Source organism: Natronorubrum sediminis (genome assembly GCF_900108095.1).
GTDB classification, from domain to species: Archaea; Halobacteriota; Halobacteria; order Halobacteriales; family Natrialbaceae; genus Natronorubrum; species Natronorubrum sediminis.
Genome location: NZ_FNWL01000001.1, coordinates 1,447,856 through 1,471,689, shown reverse-complemented (window position 1 = coordinate 1,471,689; position 23,834 = coordinate 1,447,856). Strand labels below are relative to the sequence as shown.

At 56.4% G+C, this 23,834-nt stretch carries 21 protein-coding genes; 11 read left to right on the top strand and 10 right to left on the bottom strand.

The window, feature by feature from the left end; genetic code table 11:
* Positions 1–258: 258 nt before the first annotated feature.
* Both BLW62_RS07170 and BLW62_RS07165 read left to right on the top strand, forming a co-directional pair.
* On the top strand, positions 259–1,707 hold the full coding sequence (locus BLW62_RS07170) for an SLC13 family permease (RefSeq protein WP_090506339.1): 1,449 nt from the start codon (positions 259–261) through the stop codon (positions 1,705–1,707).
* 72 nt (positions 1,708–1,779) lie between these two features.
* Positions 1,780–2,667, top strand: a complete 888-nt coding sequence (locus BLW62_RS07165) for a fumarylacetoacetate hydrolase family protein (protein ID WP_090506338.1) — start codon at positions 1,780–1,782, stop codon at positions 2,665–2,667.
* 104 nt (positions 2,668–2,771) lie between these two features.
* Here the strand turns inward: BLW62_RS07165 and BLW62_RS07160 are convergent, their stop codons facing one another.
* The 3 genes from BLW62_RS07160 to BLW62_RS07150 all read right to left on the bottom strand — a co-directional run bounded on the left by BLW62_RS07160 (position 2,772) and on the right by BLW62_RS07150 (position 4,098).
* Positions 2,772–3,230, bottom strand: a complete 459-nt coding sequence (locus tag BLW62_RS07160; protein ID WP_090506337.1) for a MaoC family dehydratase — start codon at positions 3,228–3,230, stop codon at positions 2,772–2,774.
* 86 nt (positions 3,231–3,316) lie between these two features.
* Positions 3,317–3,562, bottom strand: a complete 246-nt coding sequence (locus BLW62_RS07155) for a hypothetical protein (protein ID WP_090506336.1) — start codon at positions 3,560–3,562, stop codon at positions 3,317–3,319.
* An 11-nt stretch (positions 3,563–3,573) separates the two neighbouring features.
* Complete coding sequence (locus BLW62_RS07150) at positions 3,574–4,098, bottom strand: gamma carbonic anhydrase family protein (RefSeq protein WP_090506335.1); 525 nt, start codon at positions 4,096–4,098, stop codon at positions 3,574–3,576.
* A 159-nt stretch (positions 4,099–4,257) separates the two neighbouring features.
* Between BLW62_RS07150 and BLW62_RS07145 the strand changes: the two genes are divergently transcribed.
* Positions 4,258–5,037 (top strand): SDR family NAD(P)-dependent oxidoreductase, encoded by a 780-nt coding sequence (locus BLW62_RS07145; protein WP_090506334.1) that lies wholly within the window; start codon positions 4,258–4,260, stop codon positions 5,035–5,037.
* Between the two features lie 21 nt (positions 5,038–5,058).
* Here the strand turns inward: BLW62_RS07145 and BLW62_RS07140 are convergent, their stop codons facing one another.
* The 5 genes from BLW62_RS07140 to BLW62_RS07120 all read right to left on the bottom strand — a co-directional run bounded on the left by BLW62_RS07140 (position 5,059) and on the right by BLW62_RS07120 (position 10,612).
* Positions 5,059–6,096: an aminopeptidase gene (locus BLW62_RS07140; RefSeq protein ID WP_090506333.1), complete on the bottom strand. Its 1,038-nt coding sequence runs from the start codon at positions 6,094–6,096 to the stop codon at positions 5,059–5,061.
* Positions 6,097–6,163: 67 nt separating this feature from the next.
* Positions 6,164–7,354 (bottom strand): iron-containing alcohol dehydrogenase family protein, encoded by a 1,191-nt coding sequence (locus BLW62_RS07135; protein WP_090506332.1) that lies wholly within the window; start codon positions 7,352–7,354, stop codon positions 6,164–6,166.
* Between the two features lie 200 nt (positions 7,355–7,554).
* A complete protein-coding gene (locus tag BLW62_RS07130; RefSeq protein WP_090506331.1) occupies positions 7,555–9,036 on the bottom strand; it encodes a tripartite tricarboxylate transporter permease in 1,482 nt (493 codons plus the stop codon).
* Complete coding sequence (locus tag BLW62_RS07125; RefSeq protein WP_090506330.1) at positions 9,033–9,575, bottom strand: tripartite tricarboxylate transporter TctB family protein; 543 nt, start codon at positions 9,573–9,575, stop codon at positions 9,033–9,035. Before BLW62_RS07125 ends, BLW62_RS07130 begins: the two co-directional genes overlap by 4 nt.
* 44 nt (positions 9,576–9,619) lie before the next feature.
* On the bottom strand, positions 9,620–10,612 hold the full coding sequence (locus BLW62_RS07120) for a Bug family tripartite tricarboxylate transporter substrate binding protein (RefSeq protein WP_090506329.1): 993 nt from the start codon (positions 10,610–10,612) through the stop codon (positions 9,620–9,622).
* Positions 10,613–10,843: 231 nt separating this feature from the next.
* Here BLW62_RS07120 and BLW62_RS07115 point away from each other — a divergent pair, with 231 nt between their 5' ends.
* The 3 genes from BLW62_RS07115 (at position 10,844) to BLW62_RS07105 (ending at position 13,418) form a co-directional block, all read left to right on the top strand.
* Positions 10,844–11,272: a universal stress protein gene (locus BLW62_RS07115; RefSeq protein WP_090506328.1), complete on the top strand. Its 429-nt coding sequence runs from the start codon at positions 10,844–10,846 to the stop codon at positions 11,270–11,272.
* A 99-nt stretch (positions 11,273–11,371) separates the two neighbouring features.
* A complete protein-coding gene (locus BLW62_RS07110) occupies positions 11,372–12,562 on the top strand; it encodes a CoA transferase (protein ID WP_090506327.1) in 1,191 nt (396 codons plus the stop codon).
* A gap of 79 nt (positions 12,563–12,641) precedes the next feature.
* Complete coding sequence (locus BLW62_RS07105; protein WP_090506326.1) at positions 12,642–13,418, top strand: enoyl-CoA hydratase/isomerase family protein; 777 nt, start codon at positions 12,642–12,644, stop codon at positions 13,416–13,418.
* Positions 13,419–13,513: 95 nt separating this feature from the next.
* On the opposite strand, the gene BLW62_RS07100 is transcribed toward BLW62_RS07105, so the two are convergent.
* On the bottom strand, positions 13,514–14,908 hold the full coding sequence (locus tag BLW62_RS07100; protein WP_090506325.1) for a M28 family peptidase: 1,395 nt from the start codon (positions 14,906–14,908) through the stop codon (positions 13,514–13,516).
* 7 nt (positions 14,909–14,915) lie between these two features.
* Entirely contained in the window at positions 14,916–16,118 is a 1,203-nt protein-coding gene (locus BLW62_RS07095; protein WP_090506324.1) for a CaiB/BaiF CoA transferase family protein, read from the bottom strand.
* A gap of 242 nt (positions 16,119–16,360) precedes the next feature.
* Between BLW62_RS07095 and BLW62_RS07090 the strand changes: the two genes are divergently transcribed.
* The 5 genes from BLW62_RS07090 to BLW62_RS07065 all read left to right on the top strand — a co-directional run bounded on the left by BLW62_RS07090 (position 16,361) and on the right by BLW62_RS07065 (position 23,736).
* On the top strand, positions 16,361–16,870 hold the full coding sequence (locus BLW62_RS07090; RefSeq protein ID WP_090506323.1) for an LUD domain-containing protein: 510 nt from the start codon (positions 16,361–16,363) through the stop codon (positions 16,868–16,870).
* Between the two features lies 1 nt (position 16,871).
* On the top strand, positions 16,872–19,061 hold the full coding sequence (locus BLW62_RS07085) for an LUD domain-containing protein (RefSeq protein WP_394328157.1): 2,190 nt from the start codon (positions 16,872–16,874) through the stop codon (positions 19,059–19,061).
* A 92-nt stretch (positions 19,062–19,153) separates the two neighbouring features.
* A complete protein-coding gene (locus BLW62_RS07080; protein WP_090506322.1) occupies positions 19,154–19,927 on the top strand; it encodes an IclR family transcriptional regulator in 774 nt (257 codons plus the stop codon).
* Positions 19,928–21,950: 2,023 nt separating this feature from the next.
* On the top strand, positions 21,951–22,862 hold the full coding sequence (locus BLW62_RS07070; RefSeq protein ID WP_245726681.1) for a CoA transferase subunit A: 912 nt from the start codon (positions 21,951–21,953) through the stop codon (positions 22,860–22,862).
* A 109-nt stretch (positions 22,863–22,971) separates the two neighbouring features.
* Positions 22,972–23,736, top strand: coding sequence for a CoA-transferase subunit beta (locus BLW62_RS07065; RefSeq protein WP_090506320.1), 765 nt, complete (start codon positions 22,972–22,974; stop codon positions 23,734–23,736).
* Positions 23,737–23,834: the final 98 nt, after the last annotated feature.

The following is a 23,834-nucleotide window of genomic DNA, read 5'->3' as shown; positions in this document are numbered from 1 at the left end:
CCCGTTATATTGGGTTACATCGATCCTCCTTCAAATAACGGTGATTGGGGTCTGAATATACAGAAATGTATAACTATATTGCGAATCCACTCCGAGCACGGAAATCAATGGTCGACACGTCAGCAACTTTTGGCAGGTGCGAAGTGACGCGTACGTCTACTGTTTCCTCGAATAGGAGCGGAGCCATACGATGAGGGCCGCTTTCCCATCGATTCGACAATTCGACGATCCCGAACATCACTCGGTCGTTTCTGTCCTATGAACCGGTCGGTGGCCCTTCGGTCGGTCGATCGAATTCAGTTCGCCGGACTGGTGGTATCAGCGCTCGTACTACTGATTGGCACCGTTATCGAAACGCCTCAAACGATCGGTTATCGAACTCAACTCCTGTTTACTATCCTCGCCGCAACGATCGTGTTGTGGGTGACCAAACCGATCCCTTACTCGATCTCGAGTCTCCTCTGTGTTGTCTTACTGTATGGATTTGGCGTCACCGAAACGTTCGAAGCGGCAGTCGTCGGCTTTGCATCGTCTCTCGTTTTCTTCCTCATTCTCCTGTTATTGATCGGGAAGAGCATCGTCCGCGTTGATCTAGACGAGTGGATCTCGGATCGGTTGGTTACTGAGACGAGTACGATCCGCGGTTCACTCTACCGATTGACCGGAACGATCCTCCTCCTCGCGTTCGTCATGCCGTCTGGCACGGCTCGAACTGTGACGTTTATGCCTATCATCGATCAGATAAACGAGCAGTACGGGCTCGGTCCCGACAGCGCGTTTCGTTCCGCTTCGTACTACATTATCGGACACGTGAACCACATCGGATCGACGGCGTTGATGACGGGAGGCGGCATGGCAATCGTGACCGCCGAGTTGATCAACTCGATGGTTAGAGAGTTGACCTGGGTTGAGTGGGCGCTGTTCATGATCCCACCGGCGGCTTCGCTGTTCGTGCTCGCGTCACTGTGTGGCATCTGGGTGTATCGCGTCCCGACCGACGCGGTGTCCTCAGAGCACGTTGCCGACCCAGATCCCGAACCCGTCGATCGATCGTCCTCGGAATCACTGGATCGTGAACAAAAACTCGTCTTCGGGACGCTTTTATTGGCGATCGCCATGTGGATCCTCGGGTCGTTCCTCGGGATCGATGCGATCATCCCCGCGATGATCGTCGTGCTCATCTTTTACCTTCCGGGAATACGGGTGCTCTCTCCGGCCGACTTCCGGGAGATTAGCTGGGGAATCGTCTTTCTCGTCGGTGCGATGCTCTCGATTCTCGAGGTCATGGAGGAACTCGAGGCGATCGATCTTGTCGTCGACGTGCTCTTTTCGTTCGTTTCGATACACAGCGCGCCGGTCCTCGTCATGAGCGTGCTCTTCGTCTTCGCGGTCGCCGTCCGAGCCATCTTCTCCTCGGTCGCGGCCGCGATCGCGATTTTGCTCCCGATCTTGCTCGAGTTCGCCGCTACGCTCGGCGTCAACGCGTTGTACTCGTCGTTCTCACTGATGCTCGTTCTCGTCTCGACGTCGTTGTTCCCGTTCAATATTTCTACGGTCCTGCTCGCCTACGAGCGGGGGCCGCTGTCGATCAAAGACGTGTTTTTCCTCGGACTGATGACCGTCTGCTTCTCGGCTATCGTCGTATTGGGAAGCTGGCTGTTCTACTGGCCGGTGGTCGAGGCGCTCGTCGACTCCTTACAGTTCTAGACGGGATTCGACGCGTTCTCCGTATTTCGGAGACAACCCAAGAACAATATACTCGCGGCCGTAGGTACCGGTATGCGAATCGGACGGTTCACGACGGCGGAGACTGACCAGTGCTGGTACGGCGTCTCGATATCCGACCAGGAGATCGTCAACGTCCCGGAAGCCTGCACCGCTGCCGGCATCGATCTCTCAGAAACGGAATCGAAGGCACCCGTCGACGACGCGTGGCAGCGAAACGTAGAACGAGCCCTCGAGCACGTTCGGGGGACGAATACTGCCGTGTACTCCACCGCGGAGGTCGAGCGCCTCGCCCCGATCGCGGACCCGGAAAAGATTGTCTGCGTCGGCCTCAACTACCGCGATCACGCCGAGGAGGGTGACAACCCGATCCCCGACGAACCCGTGCTCTTCTCGAAGTTTCCAACCACGATCTCCGGACCGGGTGATACCATCTCGTGGGACCCCGATCTCACCGAGAAGGTCGACTACGAGGCCGAACTCGTCGTCGTCATCGGAACGGAAGCCCGCCGCGTCGACGAAGACGAGGCCTTCGAGCACGTGGCGGGCTACCTCGTCGGTAACGACGTCTCGGCTCGCGACCTCCAACACGGCGACGGGCAGTGGGTTCGGGGGAAGAGCCTCGACGGCTTCGCCCCGATCGGCCCCGACCTCGTCACCGCGGATGAAGTGTCAGACCCTCACAACCTCGAGATCTGGGCCGAGGTGAACGGTGAGCGCTTACAGGAGTCGACGACCGACAACCTCATCTTCGGGATCGACGAGTTGGTGTCATTCTGCAGCCAGGCGTTCACACTGAACCCGGGCGACCTCGTCTTCACCGGCACGCCACCGGGTGTCGGCGTCTACCGGGATCCCCCTGTCTTGCTCGAGGACGGCGACGAGGTGACGATCGGGATCGACGAACTCGGCGAGTTGACGAACACCTGCGCGTTCGAGTAGCACTCGACGGTTCGTTTCGTACTGATACGCCTGCTGCTCAACTGTACCGACCGTTTGACCTTTGCGTACATTCGCCAACAATTGTGCCAAACTCGAAAGTCGGATTATTCGGCCGTAGCCCGTCGAACCACGTTGTTCGAAACGTTCGTCATCACGGCCTCGCCGTGTTCATTGCATACCTCCCGACCGAACATCACGTATCCCCGATCGGATCTGCTACTCGAGGGCGTTTTCTCGAGTACCTCGATTCGAAGATTGAGCGTATTCCCGGGATACACCGGCTTGTGCCACTCCAGTTTGTCCATTCCGAGGCCGCCCATATTAGCTAGACCCTCTTCGCTCTGTACGAATTCCGTAACGAACAGTCGGACCGATAAACACAGTGTGTGGAGTCCGCTGGCAACCAATTCACCAAACATTGAATCCGTAGCCTCCTCTTCGTCGACGTGAAACGGTTGTGGATCGAATTGTTCGGCGAAGGAGATGATATCCAGTTTCGTTACCTCACAACTTCCTACCTCAAACACGTCGCCGACCTGTAGGTCCTCGTAATGGCGTGTCATACCGTGGGTATCTAGCACACGCCAGAATAAGTTATGCGATTCCTCGCGTATCGTGGCATGTTCGGGTGTGCATGTCTATCGCTGACCTACCTGCTTAACAGGAGGTGCTTGGAGAGGATCACGAGCGCGTACCAACCGATCCCCACGAAGACGAGGATTGCGAATATCGAATCGGAATCCAACAGGCGAGCGTCCGTGACGAGTACTCCAATTACGCCGACGATGATCTCGAGAATCCCGATCAACGCGGCCAGCGACCACACCCGTTGGATCCGCTCGCTCTCGTACTCGGTGCCGAACACGTGCACGGTTTCGCGTCCGTTTTCATCCATCCGTCTCGAGCTCATTCACCGGTCGTAACGTCGTCTCTATCGAGGACCTCCGACGTTTCGGCGTGCGTGTTGGCGTACTCGACGTAGCGCTCTCCTGCCGACGCCCAGTCGGACCCCTCAAGGTCTTTTAACACTTCCGCCGGCGATCCGACGACGAGCACCGATTCCGGAACGGTCGTCCCCTCCGTGACGAGACTGTTCGCCCCGACGATACTTTCCTCACCGATCGTCGACCCGTCGAGGACGATCGCGCCCATACCGACCGTCGCTCGAGGCCCCACTGTCGCGCTGTGAACGATCGCATTATGTCCGATTGTCGCGTACTGCTCGATTTCTACGCCCTCGTGGAGGGTTGCGTTGTCCTGTACGTTTGCCCCCTCCCGCACGACGATGGAGCCGTGATCCCCCCGCAGAACCGTCCCGGGCCAGATGCTTGCGTCGTCTTCGATCACGACGTCACCGATGATGGTGGCGTCGTCGTCGATATACGCGGATTCTGCGATCGTCGGCGTCGTTCCGTCGTAGGATCGGATCATGTCCGGTTCATTGCCAACGGTTGACTTAACCCTTCCTGTTGACATGGTTTCGGCGTTCGATTCTCGAGCTTAACGCGTACGAACACTTCGACGCGGTACGTGTGCGACGACTTACCGCTATGCGTAATGATATGGTGCTATGTTCCCGAATGACATTCCATGGAGCACGATGGAAAGACCGCGCTCGTTACCGGTGGAAGCCGGAACATCGGCCGCGCTATCGCTGTCAAACTGGCTGAAGAGGGTGCCGACGTCGGCATCACGTCACGAACCGACGAGGAAGGCTGTGAAGAAACTGCTCACCAAGTCCAATCCGCTGGCGGAACGGCGGCGACGGCAACTGCAGACCTGGGAGACCCGGATGCCGTCAAGACGATGGTTACTGATATTCGAGAGGAATTGGGCCCGATCGATGTGCTGATCAACAACGCCACTTACCGTCCGGAGAAAGCTTTCCTCGACCTCGAACTCGAGGACATCGAACGCACGGCGAACGTCAACTTCCGCGGGCAGATCCTCACCAGCCAACACGTCGTCCCCGATATGTTAGACGCCGGTCGTGGGTCGATCGTCAACCTCATCGGAGCTCTCGTCTACCTGGGGGATCCGGGACACGTTCACTCCTACGGCACGAAGTTCTCCATCGAGGGGATCACTCGCCAACTCGCGACGGAGTTGGGGAAGGATGATATCCGTGTCAACGCCGTTTCGCCGGGGTTGATCGATACGAACCGCGATCGGTCCGAGTCGTTCGAACGCAAAAAGGAGGCGATCGTCGATTCGACGCCGCTCGGCCGCCTCGGCACGCCCGAGGAAATCGCCGAGGTAGTCAGCTTTCTGGCATCCGAGCGGGGGTCGTTCATCACCGGTCAAGTAGTCCACGCGAACGGCGGGACGTACCCAATTCCTACCATCGTTCCGGAGGATAGAGGCGACTAACGACGCACACGACGGGGGTCCTCAGTCCAAAACGGTGATCTCTCCCTCGTCGATCATCACGTCGCCATCTATTTTCAGCGTCGGTCGCGCGATCACGCCGTCCATGTGGAGCTTGCTGTGGACTTCTCCACCGACGTCGGCGTTCGTCCCGAGTCCGATGTGAATGCACCCCAGCATGTTTTTGTCCTCGCGCTGGCACCCCGTCACCCGTGCGTCCGGGTTCGCACCGACTGAAAATTCGGTCGGCATCCGATACGCGTCCTCGTCTCCGTACTCCGCCAGCACTCGCTCGAGTTCTCGAGCCTGATAGCCGCCGTCAATGTCCGTGATCGTTCCAGACTCGATCGTGAGTTCGATCGGTTCCTCGAGTCGACCCAGGTGGTGCATCGTCGTATCGAAAACGATCGTTCCGTCCGCGGTACTCGGATTCGGCGGGACGTTGAACTCGCCGCGTGGGAAGACGACGGCGTGGAACCCGGGGCGTTTCTCGTATAATTCTAGCGGCTGGTCGTCGGGATCTGGCTCTCGATAGAGAAACACCCGATCCTCCACGCTGAGCGTGAGGTCGGTTCCGTGTTCGCTGGTAAGGTGTGCTTCGCTCCCTCCTTCGAACACTCGCTTTCCAATTTCGTACTCCAAGCGTTCGACTTCGTTGTAATCGGCGGTCGCTGCACCGTTCGTCAACATATCGATCGTTAGCCCACCGTCCATGGCGATAATCGGGACGCCGGACTCCATTGCAGCTTCGCCTGCCGGACTGTGTAGCATTGCCGTCGTCGTACACGTTATGACCATGTCGACGTCTTTCATCTGCTGACCGACGCTAGATGGGGGGTCGTAGTAATCCATCTCCCGTGCCTCGAACATGGAAATGATTGGGTGCGCACCCAGATCTCGAACCGCCGCTGCAATCAGTTTCCACACCGCGGGATCGTGTTCAGTGTCCGTCAGTATCAACACCTCTTCGTCCTGGTCGATGTTCGGTTCTAAGGGCTTCTTCACGTTTCGAAACGCAGATATCGATCTAAACCCGGCGCTTTCGATCTTCTTTTGCCACATGATACCAAAGAACGCATTCCAGCTCGTAATACCTTTGGGTCGAGGAGACCCAAATCTGCGGGCCGCCTTACCAAGCGCTTCGAATGATTTCCTCGACCTCGCCTTCCCCCATCGGAACGGATTCGGGGGCTCTGGCCATCGCGGTGTCGGAGACGATGAACTCGGCAATCTTCGGAATATCTTCTTCCCTGACGGGCTCGAGGTCGCGCAGTCGCGTCGGTAACTCGAATCCGTTTCGCACCTTCCGCACTTCGGTGACGATCGCTTCACCGATCGCCGGGTCGGACGCGCGAGCGGTATCGACGTTCAACCCCTCCGCCAAGACGTTTCGTCTCGCATCGGCCTCGTCGAATAGGTATTCGAGCACGTGCGGTGCGACGATCGCGTGAATCTTCCCCTGTTGTACGGGATACCGACGGGAAAACCCGTGGCCGAACGCGTGGATAACGTTCGTGTTCCGTTCGAACTGGACCAGTATCGTTCCGACCACGGATTCGTCCATTCCGTCTGGTCGATCACTCGAGAGGCGAGTAAAGCCATCCTGCAGCAATCGAAGGCCGTGAACTGCGGTAGCGTCGGTGATCGGGTTCGAAGCGGACGAATAAATCGTCTCGAGGCCTTTGTTGAACCCATTCATCGCCGAGCCAGCGAGGACGCTCGTCGGAGTCGTTTCGAACAGGGCGGGATCGTAGAACATCGCGATTGGCCGAAGCGACCCACCGATTCGAACCGGCTGCGCTGTCGGTGATTCATCGGCCGACAGGACGATTATGGAACCACCCGACGAGTCGGCCGCACCGGCAAACGTCGTCGGGATCACGATCACTGGCTTCGGTGGCCTTTCGGGCTCCGGTGGAGTAAGTCCACCTTCCCGTGCCGCTCGTTTGATCTCCTCGAGTGACCGTCCATCCGCTTCGAGGACACTCATCTGACGAGCGATGTCCAGACTACTCCCTCCGCCGACTCCGACTAACACGTCCGGATCCGACTCCCTGATCGCTTCGATACCAGCAAACACGTCTTCGATCGATTTGTCGGGCGTCGTTCCATCGAATACGCCACCGAGACGACTTCCCAATCCCTCTCGAAGTGGCCCCATCAAGTCGGCGTTCGCCCCAACGTTCGACCCGCAGACGATCAAGGCCGATTGCGCTCCGTGTTCTGCTAAACATTCCTCGAGATTCGCGACCGAGTTTCGCCCAAAGTGTACAGTGCTGTCTGCGTACTCGAAACTGAACGTACTGTCGGATGGTAGCATGGGACGTAGTCTGATTGCAGGCGTAATAAAATTGCCCATCACGCGACGACGGCCCCTTTCGGCTGTTGTACAGCGACGATATCGTATCACGGACGGTCGGCACGTTCTCTCCCGGTGTTTGAACTCAACTACAGTGAATCCGTCAAAATCCTAATTAGACTCCGACCCGAACCACGGAGACGATTTCTCCGAGATTGCCTTCACCTGGCCGTAATTCGCTTTGCTCTCTCCTTGAGATGTCCTCCAAAGAGGACCAAGAAGCAGGCGACAACAAGAGCGAGAGACAGCGGTCGGGAGACGAAGATCATGAACGACCCGTCGGACAATTGGAGTGCACGATTCAAGTTCGACTCCATAAGATCACCGAGGACAGCCCCAAGGACGAGTGCGATAACCGACCAGTTGTTCTCCCGGAGGTAGTACCCGATGATCCCCATGAACAACACCGTAAGGACGTCGACCCAGTTCATCCGGAGCAGGTACGACCCGCTCAGTGCGACGACGAGAACAACTGGGATGATGTACATCGTGTCGACTTGGGTTACGATTCCGATACGCGTGATCACTAGCAATCCTACTGCGAGAATGATGAAGTTGCCCAAGAACAACGCGGTAAAGATCGAGTAGGTGATGTGCAGGTCTGCGTCGAACATCTGCGGTCCTGGAACCAGTCCGTGCATCAACATCCCACCGAGCAAGACGGCTGTTGCCGCCCCGCCTGGAATACCGAACGAAAAGGTTGGAATCAGTGACCCACCGACTGTACTGTTGTTACAGGACTCGACAGAGACAACTCCGTCTGGATTTCCATTCCCGAACTCTTCGTTCGAGCTTCTGACGGCCTCTCCGTACGCGATAAACGTCGAAATTGACGCGCCAGCACCAGGAATCGCTCCAACCGCGATGCCGATGAGCGACGATTTGAATATCGTCTTTGGCCGGTTCAAGGCATCTCGTATACCCGGTGCGATTTCACTGCTTACACCGACATCCCCTTTTGATATCCCACCGGACTCCGTCATCAGTTTGTACATCTCGGAGACGGCGAAGAGGCCGATAAGGATCGCAACGAAATCGACTCCGTCGAACAAGTATACGGACCCAAATGTGTAGCGTTGTTCGAGCCCTATCGGCGAGACGCCGACGGTGGTCAATAGTAATCCGAGGCCGGCGATGGCAACACCCTTGATCAGCGGTCCTCGAGCGATCAGTGTTATCATCAATATGCCGAGCAGCGACACAAGGAAATAATCTTGTGAACGGAATTGAAGGACGAGTGCCGTCACAACTGGTGAGATGAGGATAAGAAAACCGAGTCCGATAAAGCCGCCGAGGGTCGACGAGATTGCGGACATGGCTAACGCGCGCGATGCCTCTCCTTTTCGTGACATCGGATAGCCGTCAAGCGTCGTCGCAGCAGCTGCTGAGGTCCCGGGTGCGTTTATCAAGATTGCTGCAACACTTCCCCCGTAGTTTCCACCGAGGTATATCGCTGCGAGCAAAATAATTGCGTCTTGGCTCTCTAGCGGTGCGGTCAGCGGTAGCAAAATGGCCATGCCGAGGGACGTACCGACCCCAGGAATAGCCCCGACGAATATCCCGAGCAACAATCCCGCTGCCAACCACAGTAGTGTGTCTCCACTGAAGATGATCGCGAGCGCTTCTTGAAGCGCTCCGATCATATGTTAACCCCCCACAACACTCCCTCGTCGACTGGCGCGGTAGTGAAATAGGCAAATCCCAAAACGACCAAAAAGGCTACCGCAATGATGATGGCATGATCCCGGAGGTCGAATCCCATCAACATACCGTACACGACGATGAAGAACGGACTCGCCCATAGGAACCCGATGAGATACGAGAGGACGACGTACCCGATCGTTATGGAGATCAGCATATACATCATATTTCTATCATCGACGAGGCCTGTATCGGCTTCGTTCGTCGTCTCTTCGTCGTGGGTCACTGTCTCTAAATCGTCCTCGAGTTCCTCGATTTCTGCGGGCTCGTCGTACTCGATCAACGCTGAATGGAGAAAACTCGGGAGAAATGGTCGAAGAAGCCAAATGGCAGCTGAAACCGCCATAATCGCCGACGCGATCATCGGGAACACGCCTTCTTCAAACGGAAACGACGTCCGGGCTTCATGAAAAGCTAGTAACCCTATCACGACCAGTACTATTGCAATCACGTCATCTAAACTGTATGTTTTTTCAATCATGGTAGGTGGGGAAAGTCACTTACGGCTCACTGATATCGGAGCAGTTACAGCTCGTCGATGTCGATATCTTCTTCCATCCCTTCGATCGCATCTTCGAACGCCTGGTTCGCGTCGTCCCTTCCATCAAATTGAATCGGCGAGCCAGTTTCCTCGGACCACGATTCCATTTCGTCGGACGTCATCGTGTCCTCGAGGGCGTCTTCCCACCACTCAAGTGTCTCGTCCGAAGCGTCGGGACTGCTCCAGAAGGCACGTTGGGTCTCACTAAGCCAGTCGAATTCCTCGAACCCTCCCATTTCATCATCGGCAATCGTCGGCACGTCCTCGTAGATGCTAGAACCACTACTGGCCCACACGAAAAACGGTTCGACGTCGCCCGATTCGATCGGTCCTTCGAAGTTCCCTTCGGGGGCTGAAGCAATGTCTAGTTCGCCGGATGCGACCGCTGCTGCCGCATCTGCACCTCCGTCGTACGTGACGTGGTTATTCGGTACGAATCCGTGGAGTTCGTCTGCCTTCTGGAGAATACCCATTTCCGTGCCGCCGGGGGTACCGTAGTCGATTTCATCCTGTATGTCTATCAAGTCTTCGTAGGTCTCGACATCCAGGTCAGGGTTTTTGACCGTCATTCGCACGTCGGTCGCGTATACTGCGATCGTTTGCCCACGTAGATCATCTAAATCGAAGATATCGATGTCCTGTTGCATGTGTTCCAATGCGATAGTGGGCAAATTGTGTGTGAATATATCGTGTCCTTCCTGGCTCGAGTTCACAACTTCTTGGACCCCGATCATTCCACCCGACCCCTCGTGGTTTTCTAGCGTTATTGCCTCTCCAGTTTCGTCTTCGAGTACACCACCAATCTGACGAGCGTACATGTCACTCCCACCCCCTTCGGAGTACGGGATTACGATCCTGAGATCGCTACTGGGGAAATCACCGTCATCAGTACCACCACTGCATCCCGCTAGACCGGCCAGCGAGACAGCGCCTGCCAGTTGTACAAACTTGCGTCGCTGCATGACAATCTCAACCATGCAACGCTACTATAAACACTTTCTGGAAATTTCCAATACTGTTATGATCCGATATTGACTATATTTATACTAGCACCTGTTCCCCTCACATCGGCTGCCTCCCGTCAACCTGAACCAGCGGTAACATTTACCCCATCGAGGTTAATTCACTCTGTGAGCTATCGTATATGAATCAACTTCCCGTTCGAATACCCTTCTAACACTTATGCTCTTCCAACTGGAACGGTACCTATGGCCGTAGTCGCCGCAGTTGACCGTTCAGATCAAGCGAAGGCAGTCGTCAGAGAAGCTGAGAGTCTCGCAACAGCCTTCGAGGAGGACCTCTACGTGGTTCACGTGATGACAAGGTCCGAGTTCACTGACATTCAGCGAAATCATACCGAGGAAACAGGAACTGCAGTTGACATGGAAACAATCTCCAAACTTGCGGCAGAATATGCCGAAGAAGCGACCGTCGACATTGACGTCCCGCACGAATCGCTCGGGTTGGTGGGTGACCCCAGCTCGAGGGTAATCGAGTTTGCTGACGAACGCGACGCACGATATATCGTGACCGGCGGACGAAAACGATCGCCGACCGGGAAGGCTGTGTTCGGGAGCGTCTCTCAATCCATAATTTTGAACGCGGATACGACCGTCGTCTCCACCGTCGGAAAATGAATCTCGGCTAAATACAATTGAGATTACGAAGGAATATATTATTTCTATAGCTGCGGATGAACAACTCACTTTGGTGAACATAGCATTAAAGTCATTGCGATGGAATTACGCGGTATGGTATTAGATGACATTACCATAGTTGACCTGACCCGTGTACGGGCCGGGCCCTGGTGTACACAAATCCTGAGCGAACTGGGTGCAGAAGTAATCAAGGTGGAGCGACCCAACGTCGGTGACACTGCTCGCGGTTCCTTCCCGGAACGAGACGGAATGGGCGTGAATTTCATCTCGAGAAATCGGAACAAGAAGAGCGTCGAGATCAATCTGAAGAGTGAGGAAGGGACGGAACTCCTCGAGGACCTGATTGCAGATGCGGACGTTCTCGTCGAAAACTTTAGCCTGGGCGTCATGGAAGAGTTCGGCCTCGGCTACGAGTATCTCGATTCGGAGGTTAACTCCGACCTCGTGTACGCGTCGATAAAGGGGTACGGCGAAAAAGGACCCTACAAGGATCAAAAGGGGGTGGACCTCGTCATGCAAGCCGAAGCGGGGATCATGAGCGTCACCGGTCCCGAAGGCGGTGATCCGGTCAAAGTCGGTCAGGCAATCGGCGATATCGGTGCCGGATTGTACTCCACTATTGCAATTCTGGCGGCGTTGCACGAACGAGATACCGGCGGAACCGGCCAAAAGGTCGAAACGAACCTCTTCGGGACCATCCTCTCGTTCATGGAGGAGTACATCACGATGTACGGAATGACGGGGGAGGATCCCGAGCCAATGGGTACTCGACACCAAACGAGCGTCCCCTACGAGTTGTTCGAGACGCAGGACGGCCACGTGGTGATAAACACGCTCGGCGTCGGTTGGGAAACCTTCGCTACCGAATTGCTCGATGCACCCGAGTTAGCGGAGTACGATACGACCGAGGCACGTCAAAACAACTACGACGAAATCATGGACGTCATGAACCCGAAAGTCAAGGAAAAAACGACCGAGGAATGGCTCGCCCTCTCGGACGAGTATGGGTTTCCGTGTGGCCCACTCAATCAGGTGAGTGACGTCGTTGACCACCCGCAAGCGCGCGCTCGAGACTACGTGTTCGAGTACGACGACGACCGATTAGGAGAAGTTCTCCTCCACGGCCATCCGCTTCACTTCTCGAACGGCGAGCGAGACATTCGTTCCGGACCACCTGACCTGGGTGAACACACCGCTGAAGTACTCGGCCAACGCCTCAACCTTTCAGAGGAGGAACTCGCGCAACTGGAAGAAGAGGGCGTAATCTAATCCCGTTACGACGAACTGTCCGGCGCGACACAGTGTAGCTAATCACAATCTTTTTGTGCCATTGTGTAACACTTCACCTATGACCGGCACTGTCAAGGCCGACATAGACGGTAACGTATGTACGTTGACGATTAGCAACCCGGGAAAACGAAACGCAATCGGATACACGATTCTCGAGGAGTTGATCGAACAGTTCGAGCGGTTGGACCAGCGAGACGATTATCCAGTCGTCGTCCTCACGGGAGAGGGAGACCATGCATTTAGCGCTGGGTTCGACTTATCGGTAGATCGAACGGAACAGACGGAGGAGCAAAAAGAACTCTGGCCTCGCATGATCAGCACGCTCGAGGAGTACGAATACCCGACGATTGCGATGATAAACGGTGACACGTACGGCGGTGCGATGGAACTCATCTCGACGTGTGACCTCCGTGTCGGTGTGCGCGGGGCAACGTTCGGAATTACTCCCGCAAAAATCGGGTTAGTCTACAAGGGAACGTCGATCAAGCGAGTCATCGACGTCGTCGGCTACCCCTACGCGAAAGAACTCCTGTTCACCGGGGAACCAATCGACTCGAACAGGGCGGACGAGATCGGACTGTTGAACCATCTGACAGACCGAGACGAACTCGAGGAGACGACGTACGACCTGGCGGAGACGATCGCCGGGAACGCGCCGCTGTCGTTGAAATACATGAAGAAGATCTTCAGAAACCTCGAGGAGAAAACCACGCCATCGGACTTAGAACAGGACTGGGTCTCGAGAGTGCGTGACGAGGCGTTCAAGAGCGCCGACCACGAGGAAGGAATCAGATCGTTCAACGCGGGTGACGATCCGGAGTTCGTCGGCGAGTAGAATCGACTCCGACTGTGATAGGAATTCGATGTTGCAGTGGGGTTACCATCAAGTACCCCAGAATCCATGCTCCCCTTCTTTTCGTGTCGTTTCCGTCAGAGCCCGTCTTCTCTGTTGGAGAGTTCGAAGTATCGACCCGTTCCGGAAGGGAGGTGAGTTACCGTTTCGGCCGGTGTGAGTCGTTCGCCGTCGACGACTCGAGTGGCGGTTGCAACACCTTCTGCGATCTGAATCGAGAGGTCTCGTAGGTCCCGTTTGTCTAATTTGTCGGCTGTATCGGCGTGGGTGTGTCCCCACTCTTCGTGCCCGTACCGAACGACTCGGTCGGACTGTTTCGGCGCTGACCGGCAGGTAGCTACCGGAACCCCTTCGCGGGCGAACGGCCATGCGTCGTTGAACGGACTCATTTTCGTCTCGGTTCGAATCGGCACCCCCAGTTCGTCGGAGGCGGTGACGAACGGATCGACGACCGGGTTCGTCCCCGTGACCATCAGCGATCGGCTAAACCCGATTCCGTCGAGGTTCACCTGACAGTTAATTCGATCCAGGTCGTTGTCGTTCGCCCACTGAGTCGACCCGTACAGTCCGATCTCTTCGCTTCCGAAGCAGACGACACGCACGGGACAGCCGAGTTCCGAAACGGTTGCGAGCAACCGACCTACCTCGGCGGCCAGCGCACATCCGGCGGCGTTGTCACGCGCACCGTCTCCGATATCGTGGGCATCGACGTGACTGGTGAGTAGGACCTCTTCGTCGCCTTCGGGCCCGAGCACCGCCTCGACGTTGCGTGACGTGCCGCGGCCGATATCTGCGTCGACGGAGAGCGTAACCGAAACCGTCCCGCGATCGAGCCATCGTTTGATCCGACGGCTGACTTCTCGAGTGATTCCGACCGCGGGTATCTTCCCCGGTCCGTTCCGGCCGAATCCGACGGTGCCGGTCGGCGCGATGCTCCCGGGGACGTCGTTGTAGTAGACGAACCCTGTGGCACCCGCGTTTTCGGCCAGCACGTACTTTTCGATCCGGTTGATCGCCCGGCCGTATTCGGCCGGGTTTTGGCTCGAGACGAGCGCGATGTTGCCGTCCACGGGTTTCGATTCGAAGTGTTCCGGGAGGCCAGCCCCAACGTCGATGATCTCCCCGGTAACCGTTTCGGCGGGCGAGCCCGGTAGCGCGAGCACCTCGTGTTCGCCGGCGAACGTTCTGTCGACGGGATTCGAGAGAACGAGCGACGATGTTCCTCGGCTCCACGATGGAACACTGAACTCGGTGGTGGACACGTCTGTCAACCCGTGCTCGTCGAAGTGATCCTCGAGAATTTGAGCCCCGCGTCGTTCGCCATCGCTGGCTGGCATCCGACTCCCGATATCCGTTAGCCGTTCGAAGAGCCGCCACCGGATTTCCGAGGCGTAGGCGTCACCGATACCGTTGTTCGATAGCATCATCGGCGCGTTCCCGAACGCTCGATCGGGGCTCGTTTGGCTGTCCATCGAATCGTCATTCGGATTCACCACCGAACGCGCCCCGTCGTTCGAATTCGTCGAGTTCGTCGTCGGAGTAGCCGATGTCAGTGAAGACCTCGCGGGTGTGTTCGCCCAGCGTCGGCGGCGGAGACTCGAACCCACTCTCGGCGTGTTGGAATTTAAGCGGGTGCTCGATCACGGGTATTTCCCCTCGGTCGCGGTCCTCGACGGTATCGATACTCCCGCGAGCCTCCGATTGTTCGTTGTACATCGCGTCCTCGACGGACTGTACTGGCCCCGCGGGCACTCCGGCATCCTGGAGAATCGCCGTCCACTCGGCGGTCGACGCCCCGCCGAGTGTCGATTCGATTTCGTCCTCGAGGTCGTCCATGTTTCGTACACGATCGGCGTTCGTCTCGAAGGATGGATCCTCGAGCAGGTCCTCTCGATCTATCGCCGCACAGAAGTCGCGCCAGAGGCGCTGATTGCCACACGCGACGTTGATGAATCCGTCCTCGGTTTCGTAGCTCTGGTAGGGTGCGAGGACCGGATCACGCGACCCCATTCGGTCCGGGGACTCGCCGGCGAAGACTTTTCCGGCTTGCTTGGTCAACCACGGAAGCGCCGCATCCAACATGCCGAGATCGATGTACTCACCCTCGCCGGTTTCCGCTCGCCGGTACAGCGCGGTCGTGATCCCGAAGGCGGCCCACATTGCCGTGATGAGGTCTGTCTGGGGTAACCCGACTTTCACTGGGGGTCGGTCGGACTCGCCGGTTACGTCCATAATTCCGCTCAGTCCCTGAACCAACAGGTCGTACCCGGGACGTTTCCGCCAGGGTCCCGTCTGACCGAACGCCGAAATTGCACAGTAAATCAACTCGTCGTTGCGCTCACGGATCGTCTCTCCGTCGACACCCAGCCGTTGTGCAGTCCCCGGTCGGAAGTTCTGAATAAAGACGTCGGCCTCTGCGGCGAGGTCGTACAGCGCTTCCCGCCCCGCCTCACTCTGGAGGTCCAATTCGACGCTCTTCTTGTCGTAGTTGACCGTCCAGAAGTACGGCGATTCGTCCCCGACGAACGGCGGCCCCGAGTGACGAATGTCGTCACCGGCTTCTGGTCGTTCGATCTTGATTACGTTAGCACCCTGATTCGCGAGCATGAGCGAACAGAAGCCGCCGGTAACGAACGTCGTCAGGTCTAATACGGTAACTCCGTCGAGGATTTTCTTCGACATAGCTCTCTCATTTTGATCCGCCAACGTAAATCTTTGGCCCGTCGTTCGTCGGCGGTATTCTGTCTGACCGTGCGTTGACGTTGCCACTCTCGGCCCCGTTCTTCCCTAAACGGGGTTCTACGCCCACCTCGGTTCGATAGCCGCCCTGTTTCGCTTGCGCGCTCGTCGAGTACGCCGCTTCCGGTGATATTGACTGGTACCACCAGTATCTTTAGAAGGGAGAAGGTCTCACTCCAATCAGTATGTCATCAGCGTCGATTACCGCATTCGAAGTATCGCTGCAGGAGTACGTCGATTCTTGTTACCGGACGACTGCGGACGAATTCGAACGTACGATTCAGGACGCAATCGAAGCGCCCGCAGTCGGTGCTCCGATGCCGTTCGACGACGTCTCGCTCGAGGGAACGACGGTCGAAACCGATCCGAGCGCCGAAGCGATCCGTACCGCCAAAACTGGCGTCGTTCCCGCCGGACTCGGCGTCGCGTCGTACGGAACGCTCACGATCGAATCGCGACCGACGGGAGACGAACTCATCAGCCTCTATCCTAACCGGTGCGTCATCGTCGTCGGGGCATCAGATATCGTCCCCGACCTATCCGTCGCCTTCGAGCGACTCGGTGACGATCTCGCCTCAGGCAACACTGCGCACATCCTGGCCAGCGGACCCAGCAAGACGGGCGATCTCGGTGGACTCATCGAAGGCGTTCATGGCCCAGCACACATCTCTGTCGTCGTTTTGGAGGATCGATAGAATGAGTCGAGGCGAACGCGCTGATCGAATCCGGTCCGTCATGGAAACCGACGGCGAGGCAGTGAGCGTACGGGCAATAGAACGGAATAAGGGGGCCGGCGAAGCACTCGACTCGTTCGAAGAATCAGAATCACTCCGCGAGACCGCCCGAGATATCAAGGAGCAAGCCATCGAGAACCTTCCGTCACTCATCGACACGGTGACCGAGGCTGTCGAGGCAAACGGCGGGTCGGTGTACGTCGCTCAAGACGCTGCGGACGCAAATCGCTACGTCGCCTCCGTAATGGCCGACAACGACGCCGAGACGATCGCCAAGAGCAAGTCGATGACCACCGAGGAAATTGATCTGAACGACCACCTCAAGGCCGACGGCTACGAAGTCGCCGAAACCGACCTCGGGGAGTTCGTCGTGCAGATCGCCGACGAAACGCCATCACACCTCATCGGCCCGTCGATGCACCGATCGACCGAATCGATTGCCCAACTGTTCAACGAGGTGTTCGACCCGGAAGCCCCCTTCGAGGCCGACCCCGAGGAACTCACGGAATTCGCTCGCAAACAGGTTGGCCAGCGAATCCTCGAGGCCGACGTTGGGCTGACTGGCGCGAATTTCGTCGCCGCCGAATCGGGGACGATCTGTTTGGTAACGAACGAGGGTAACGCCAGAAAGACAGCCGTTACGCCGCCGGTCCACATCGCCGTCGCTGGCATCGAAAAATTGCTACCGACCGTCTCCGACGTTCGTCCGTTCATCGAACTCATCGGTCGGTCGGGAACCGGCCAGGATATTACGTCGTACGTCTCGCTCATCTCGCCACCCGTCGAAACGCCAACCGTCGATTTCGACGCGAATGAACTCGGCGACGGGGAAGAGCGCGAGTTTCACCTCGTGTTGCTTGATAACGGACGGACCGAGATGCGAGCGGACGAGCAACTCCGGGAAACGCTCTACTGTATCCGTTGTGGTGCGTGTGCGAACACCTGCGCGAACTTTCAGAGCGTCGGTGGGCACGCATTCGGCGGAGAAACGTATACCGGCGGGATCGGAACCGGGTGGGAAGCCGGCGTCCACGGCCCGGACGCGGCGGAGGACATGAAAGATCTCTGCACTGGCTGTTCTCGCTGCGTTCCGAAGTGTCCCGTGAAAATCGACATTCCCTGGATCAACACCGTTGTCCGGAGTCGATTGAATCAGGATACGGAAACGGGAACGTTCGACTTTTTGGTCGATGGACTCACGCCGGACGAAGAACCCGCCGGAGTGGACGTCCAAAAACGCGTTTTCGGTAACATCGATACCGTGGCGAAACTCGGCAGTATCGCGCCGTCGCTATCGAACATGTTGGCCAATACCGGTCCCGTTCGCTCGCTCCTCGAGCGAGCAGCAGGGATCGATCACCGGAGAGCGCTACCGACGTTTGCCGACGAGACGTTTCAAGACTGGTTCGAGAAACGAGGCTCGCGCGTCGACTCGTCGAACGCCGACCGAACAGCGATCCTCTATCCGGACGTGTATACGAACTATTTCGCGCCAGAACGTGGCCGAGCGACCGTTCGGGTGCTGGAGGCGCTCGATGTTGCCGTTCGCGTCCCATCTTTGCCCGAGAGCGGTCGAGCGCCGCTCTCTCAGGGAATGATAGAGACGGCAGACGAACGCGCGAGCGATATCTACGAACGACTCGCTGAGCACATCGACGCCGAACGGGATATCGTCGTAATCGAACCGAGCGACCTCGCGATGTTTCGCGACGATTACGAAAAGTTCCTCCCCGCCCGTTCAGCGGAACACCTCGCCGAGAACAGCTACGAGGTCCTTGAGTACGTCTACGGTCTTCTCGAGAACGGAGGGGACCTCGAAGCGCTTGCGGGGGTAGACTCCGATCACTCGCTCGCGTACCACAGCCATTGCCAGCAACGAACACTCGACCTTGCGGCATACACGGTCACCGTCCTCGAACGAGTTGGCTACGACGTCGAGACGACATCGGTTGAGTGTTGTGGAATGGCGGGTAGTTTCGGGTACAAACAGGAGTACTACGAACTCAGCACGGACATTGGAGATCGACTCAACGCGACCCTTCCACCGGGACAAATCGTTGCGAGTGGGACGTCGTGTCGCGACCAACTTGCAGCGTTCACGGAAACCGAACCACCACATCCTATCGAATTGCTCGATCCCCGATCGAATTGATCACCGGAGTGACACCCCGTTTCCGGTTCGTTGCTGGACTTCATCGTATACTCTGAGTAAACGTTATATCTATCCCACTGTTACTCCATCTCATGCCAACTGACACCGATCTGGTTCAATCCGACGTTCGATTACTAAAGATAATAAACGCATTACAGGACCTCGATGGGGCTGGCGTGACGGAACTCGCCACTCATCTAGGGATGAAAAAGAGTACCGTCTACAAACACCTGAACACGCTCAGAGCACAGAAGTACGTGAAATCGAGGGACGGAGAGTATCGTCTCAGTTTTCGATTTCTCGATCACGGAACGTACATTCGCGAGAACACTGACCTTATTTCGATAGCGAAACCACATATCGAGGATCTCGCAGAACGAGTAGACGAACTCGTGACGCTCTCAGTGAAGGAGTACGACTACGGAGTCTACCTCTATTCGTACAACGACAAATACGACCTCAGCGGCTCTGCATACAACAAACACGGCCAAACGCGATTCGATCTTCATACGAGCTCTGCCGGAAAGAGCATCTTGGCTCAACTCGAGGACGCGACGGTCGAAGACATTCTCGACGAACGAGGCCTCGATTCGAAGACAGAGAACACGATTACCGAGAGAGGGGCCCTGTTCAACGAACTGAACGAGATCAGGGAGCAAGGGTTTGCAATCAATCGCGGCGAGCGAATCGATGGCGTGTGGGCCATCGGTTCGGGTTTGTACTCCCCGGAAGAGGATCTCTACGGCGCAGTTAGTATTACGGGCCCTGAAACGCACTTCTCTAATATTGACTCCGAAGAAAAATACCTCGACGAACTCGACGCCACTACCGAAGAAATTAACCTAAAACTAAAATTTAGCAAGTGAGTCGGGAACTCGCGAAGCGGCGAGAACCGACTCGAATTTTTCGTATCATGCGTGTATCAATCGGACCCGTTGAATTCTCTATTCACCTACCTGACGTCAACTCGTTCACCGTCTACTGACAGTAAACAAAAATCTCGTGAAACGGTGGTGTCTTATATTTTTGAATGTGGTATATTTTTACCGATTACTTTGAATAATCGCTCTAAACCCTGGTTATTTGGATGGTCGTATATTTTAAAGGAGATATTGGGAAATACTCTAGTTAACTCTCCGATCTCTATTTCTTGGACTCCGTCTACTAGCAGTAAACGCATCTGCTGTGTTCGCTCCGCTACCGATTAGCGGACGGACGGCTATGGGACCTTTGCGCAAATCAACCGTATTCCCTAACAACTACCCTAACCATAACACTGGTACCGGTGTTATACAAAACTGACGCAAGTACTCTTTTCGTATGGTACCACCTGCTCTCGACTGCGTAGCATTGATGCCCGGACGTACCGAAGCACGGTACGCACTTCTTGAGCGAATCGAATTGAAACAGGTTTGTAAGTGAGCGGGTATCGATCACGTCGAGTGGGGTCGGAGTGCTGGAGGAACGGTGATGCCAGTGTTGATATCCGTTACCGCATGATCGAAAGCGAAGATGAACCCTTTGAACCGCTTCAGTCGCTGTGTGTGGTAATGCGGTTGTGGGCGCCAGATTACGTTCCGTTCGACGATGTGGCTATCCGAACCATTTGTCCAATCGCAATTCTCCGCTGATGCTCCGTCGATCAAAACAGATTTCACCTTACCATAACAACGGTACTTCTGTTAGGCTTCTCCAGTTCGATTACTGATTGACTCGATTCATAGTACAGCATACCACCAACCGCGACTCGTCGAGCTCATCCGTATTTCGTCACCGTGGCGAACGTTCTGTCCACTCATGCCCGAGGCCTTTTCGCACGGCGAGAAACTCACCAATCCAATCGCGGTCGATTTTGACCGATAGTTTAGTATAAAATCTAGGCCCCTCCGCAAATCTGGGATAGACTTTGGCTATACCAAAACAATACCGGCTCATGTTCGGAAGATGCGGTTATTAAATCCACCATACACAACTAAAATCATAAAAATAATAGTGAATTATAATGGGTGGATGCGTGACCCTTTGGGTTATTCTACCTGTCCATATGACCACTCTTGTCTTCATCAGTTTCGAATCTAATCTGCCAAAAATATACTATATTTGGTATTATTACTAATCTGATCTGGAGGGGAGTATTATGCAAAATATAGCTGAGGGAATAGCCCATCGTGTCTATAATTTTCTCCCACGTTCTATTATTTCCATCTCCTATATAGATGGTGATACTTCTTTGAGACATGTTGAACAGCATATAGCGTGGGATGCATCACGTGAAGACCTAGCCGAAAACTCCCGTGATTCTGGAACCCCGCGGATTGAACCCTGGTGAATGGGACAACTCTCTTCTCTGTACTTCGGTATCATCGAAAGTAGAAGCCAAAGCCGAGATCCACTTACAATGGCGCTAATCTACTGTTCAGCGCACTCTTGGAAAATACTGCCATAGAGCACACCGGGGTCGATTTCTTCAATATTGGTTGAATTGGGTCCTCAAAACAATGCGGAAAACATTAGCACTCATTTTGCTATTACCGAAATCATTCCCTGTGTTGAGTGTTGTTGATCCCCTTGAATCGACTTCTCTTCTGAAGTTGCTGCCATCGACCGTCTCGCCTCCACCTTCACGAACTGAACTCACTCGTTCAGCGACTGATGCAACTGATCAATGTAACCAACACTACAGTGGTTACTTCGAGCGCGGAAGGCGACTAGGCTGGAACTTCATCAGTGATGAATCCCCGACCGTTGCTTTTCACACTTGTACTCGACACCGTCTCGTATAGCCGATTGCCTGTTCGTCTCAATTATCTGCATTGTACGTTCGCTCAGTTTACCAATGGAAATCCTTATCATGACATTGACCCACGTTCCACGTACTTGCGACCAGCTATGACGAACGTTACGACGATGGCAGACGCCGTCTCGGATGGCGTCGCCGATGGCGACCAGGTGTATCTCGCGGGATTTACCCATCTCATCCCATTCGCCGCGGGCCACGAGATGATCAGGCAGGGCCTGTGCGACCTCGACCTCGTGAGAGCCACGCCCGATCTCATCTACGACCAGATGATCGCCGCGGGGTGTGCGAGCAAGGTAACCTTCTCGTGGGCGGGAAATCCGGGCGTCGGGAGTCTCCCGGCCTTTCGACGCGCCGCCGAGGAAGGTGTCCCAACCGAAATCGAACTCGAGGAGTACACGCACTTCGGGATGATCGCGGCTCTGCAGGCGGGGGCGTCGAATTTACCGTTCGCGCCGCTTCGGGGCTTTATCGGCTCTGATCTGCCCGAACACAACGAGAACATCGCGCGCGTCGAGAGTCCCTTCGACGACGATTACGTCTACGCCGTCGCGCCGATCGAGCCGGACGTGACCGTCGTCAGAGCCCAGCGAGCCGACGAGAACGGCAACGCACACCTCTGGGGTATTCAGGGCGAACAGAAGATCGCCGCGCTCGCCGCTGACACGGTGATCCTCACCGTCGAGGAGTTGTGCTCGGAGGAGACGATCCGCAGCGATCCCAACCGGACGCTGCTCACGGGTGACGACGTGGATTACGTCGTCGAGGATCCCTACGGCTCTCACCCCTCCTACGCACAGGGCTACTACGGCCGGGACAACGAGGCGTACATCGAGTGGGCCGAAATCGCGAGCGACGTCGACCAGGTCGAAGCCTGGCTCGACGAGTGGGTCTACGACGTCGAAGATCGACGCGAGTACGTCGAAAAGCTCGGCGCCTCACAGCTGCTCGAGCTCGAGCCCGAGAGCGACTACGCCACGCCGGTCGACATGGGGCGATACTGACCGTGCAGGCGGGCACCAGCGCGCACGAACCCAGAATCGACGCACCCGATGTGGGTGGTAACACCGACGCAATCGACGCAACTGACACAACCGACACACTCGAGACACGATGACGTACACGAACAGCGAACTGATGGTCGTATCGGCGGCACGAGAACTCACGGACGACGATTCGGTCCTGGTAGGGATCGGAATGCCGAACCTCGCCTGTAACGTCGCGAAGCGAACGCACGCGCCAGGGTTACAGATGATGTACGAGTCGGGGACGATCGGCTCGAATCCGGAGTCCCCGCCGTTGTCGATCGGCGATCCGGGGCTGGCCTCCGGTGCACTCTCGATCGAACCGATGGCGAACGGTTTCAACTACTATCTGCAAGCGAATCGCCTCGACGTGGGCTTCCTCGGCGGCGCACAGATCGACAAGCACGGAAATATCAATTCGACGGTCATCGGCGACTACGACGATCCGGCCGTCCGACTGCCGGGTAGCGGCGGGGCCTGTGAGATCGCGTGTCACGTCGATCGCACACTGGTCGTCACGCCCCACTCAGAGCGACGATTCCCCGAGGAGGTCGACTTCATCACGAGTCCCGGCTTCGTCGGCGGCCGCGAGGGACGGCGGGAACTCGGCCTCGAGGGCGGCCCCGAGGCCATCATCACCGATCTCGCCGTCTGTCGCTTCGACGAAGCGGGTGAGATGTACGTCGACTCGCTCCATCCGGAGGCCACCCGCGAGGAAGTTCGCGAGAACACTGGCTGGGACATCGCCTTCGCCGACGACGTGAAGACGACGCCCGAACCCGACGACGAGGAACTGCGAATCATTCGCGAGGATCTCGACCCAGACGGGCAGTACACGGGCCGGAGCGAATAACGACTGAGACCGTTCGGTCAACGACTTCTTACTTGCTGCGTCGCGATGGATTTCGAGAGCGTCGCACTGGGTGTCGAGAGTAAACTATTAGCACGCGC

Coding starts and splice junctions, on each gene's coding strand:
- BLW62_RS07170 (WP_090506339.1), top strand. CDS start 259: ATGAACCGGTCGGTGGCCCTTCGGTCGGTCGATCGAATTCAGTTCGCC.
- BLW62_RS07165 (WP_090506338.1), top strand. CDS start 1,780: ATGCGAATCGGACGGTTCACGACGGCGGAGACTGACCAGTGCTGGTAC.
- BLW62_RS07160 (WP_090506337.1), bottom strand. CDS start 3,230: ATGACACGCCATTACGAGGACCTACAGGTCGGCGACGTGTTTGAGGTA.
- BLW62_RS07155 (WP_090506336.1), bottom strand. CDS start 3,562: ATGGATGAAAACGGACGCGAAACCGTGCACGTGTTCGGCACCGAGTAC.
- BLW62_RS07150 (WP_090506335.1), bottom strand. CDS start 4,098: ATGATCCGATCCTACGACGGAACGACGCCGACGATCGCAGAATCCGCG.
- BLW62_RS07145 (WP_090506334.1), top strand. CDS start 4,258: ATGGAGCACGATGGAAAGACCGCGCTCGTTACCGGTGGAAGCCGGAAC.
- BLW62_RS07140 (WP_090506333.1), bottom strand. CDS start 6,096: ATGTGGCAAAAGAAGATCGAAAGCGCCGGGTTTAGATCGATATCTGCG.
- BLW62_RS07135 (WP_090506332.1), bottom strand. CDS start 7,354: ATGCTACCATCCGACAGTACGTTCAGTTTCGAGTACGCAGACAGCACT.
- BLW62_RS07130 (WP_090506331.1), bottom strand. CDS start 9,036: ATGATCGGAGCGCTTCAAGAAGCGCTCGCGATCATCTTCAGTGGAGAC.
- BLW62_RS07125 (WP_090506330.1), bottom strand. CDS start 9,575: ATGATTGAAAAAACATACAGTTTAGATGACGTGATTGCAATAGTACTG.
- BLW62_RS07120 (WP_090506329.1), bottom strand. CDS start 10,612: ATGGTTGAGATTGTCATGCAGCGACGCAAGTTTGTACAACTGGCAGGC.
- BLW62_RS07115 (WP_090506328.1), top strand. CDS start 10,844: ATGGCCGTAGTCGCCGCAGTTGACCGTTCAGATCAAGCGAAGGCAGTC.
- BLW62_RS07110 (WP_090506327.1), top strand. CDS start 11,372: ATGGAATTACGCGGTATGGTATTAGATGACATTACCATAGTTGACCTG.
- BLW62_RS07105 (WP_090506326.1), top strand. CDS start 12,642: ATGACCGGCACTGTCAAGGCCGACATAGACGGTAACGTATGTACGTTG.
- BLW62_RS07100 (WP_090506325.1), bottom strand. CDS start 14,908: ATGGACAGCCAAACGAGCCCCGATCGAGCGTTCGGGAACGCGCCGATG.
- BLW62_RS07095 (WP_090506324.1), bottom strand. CDS start 16,118: ATGTCGAAGAAAATCCTCGACGGAGTTACCGTATTAGACCTGACGACG.
- BLW62_RS07090 (WP_090506323.1), top strand. CDS start 16,361: ATGTCATCAGCGTCGATTACCGCATTCGAAGTATCGCTGCAGGAGTAC.
- BLW62_RS07085 (WP_394328157.1), top strand. CDS start 16,872: ATGAGTCGAGGCGAACGCGCTGATCGAATCCGGTCCGTCATGGAAACC.
- BLW62_RS07080 (WP_090506322.1), top strand. CDS start 19,154: ATGCCAACTGACACCGATCTGGTTCAATCCGACGTTCGATTACTAAAG.
- BLW62_RS07070 (WP_245726681.1), top strand. CDS start 21,951: ATGACGAACGTTACGACGATGGCAGACGCCGTCTCGGATGGCGTCGCC.
- BLW62_RS07065 (WP_090506320.1), top strand. CDS start 22,972: ATGACGTACACGAACAGCGAACTGATGGTCGTATCGGCGGCACGAGAA.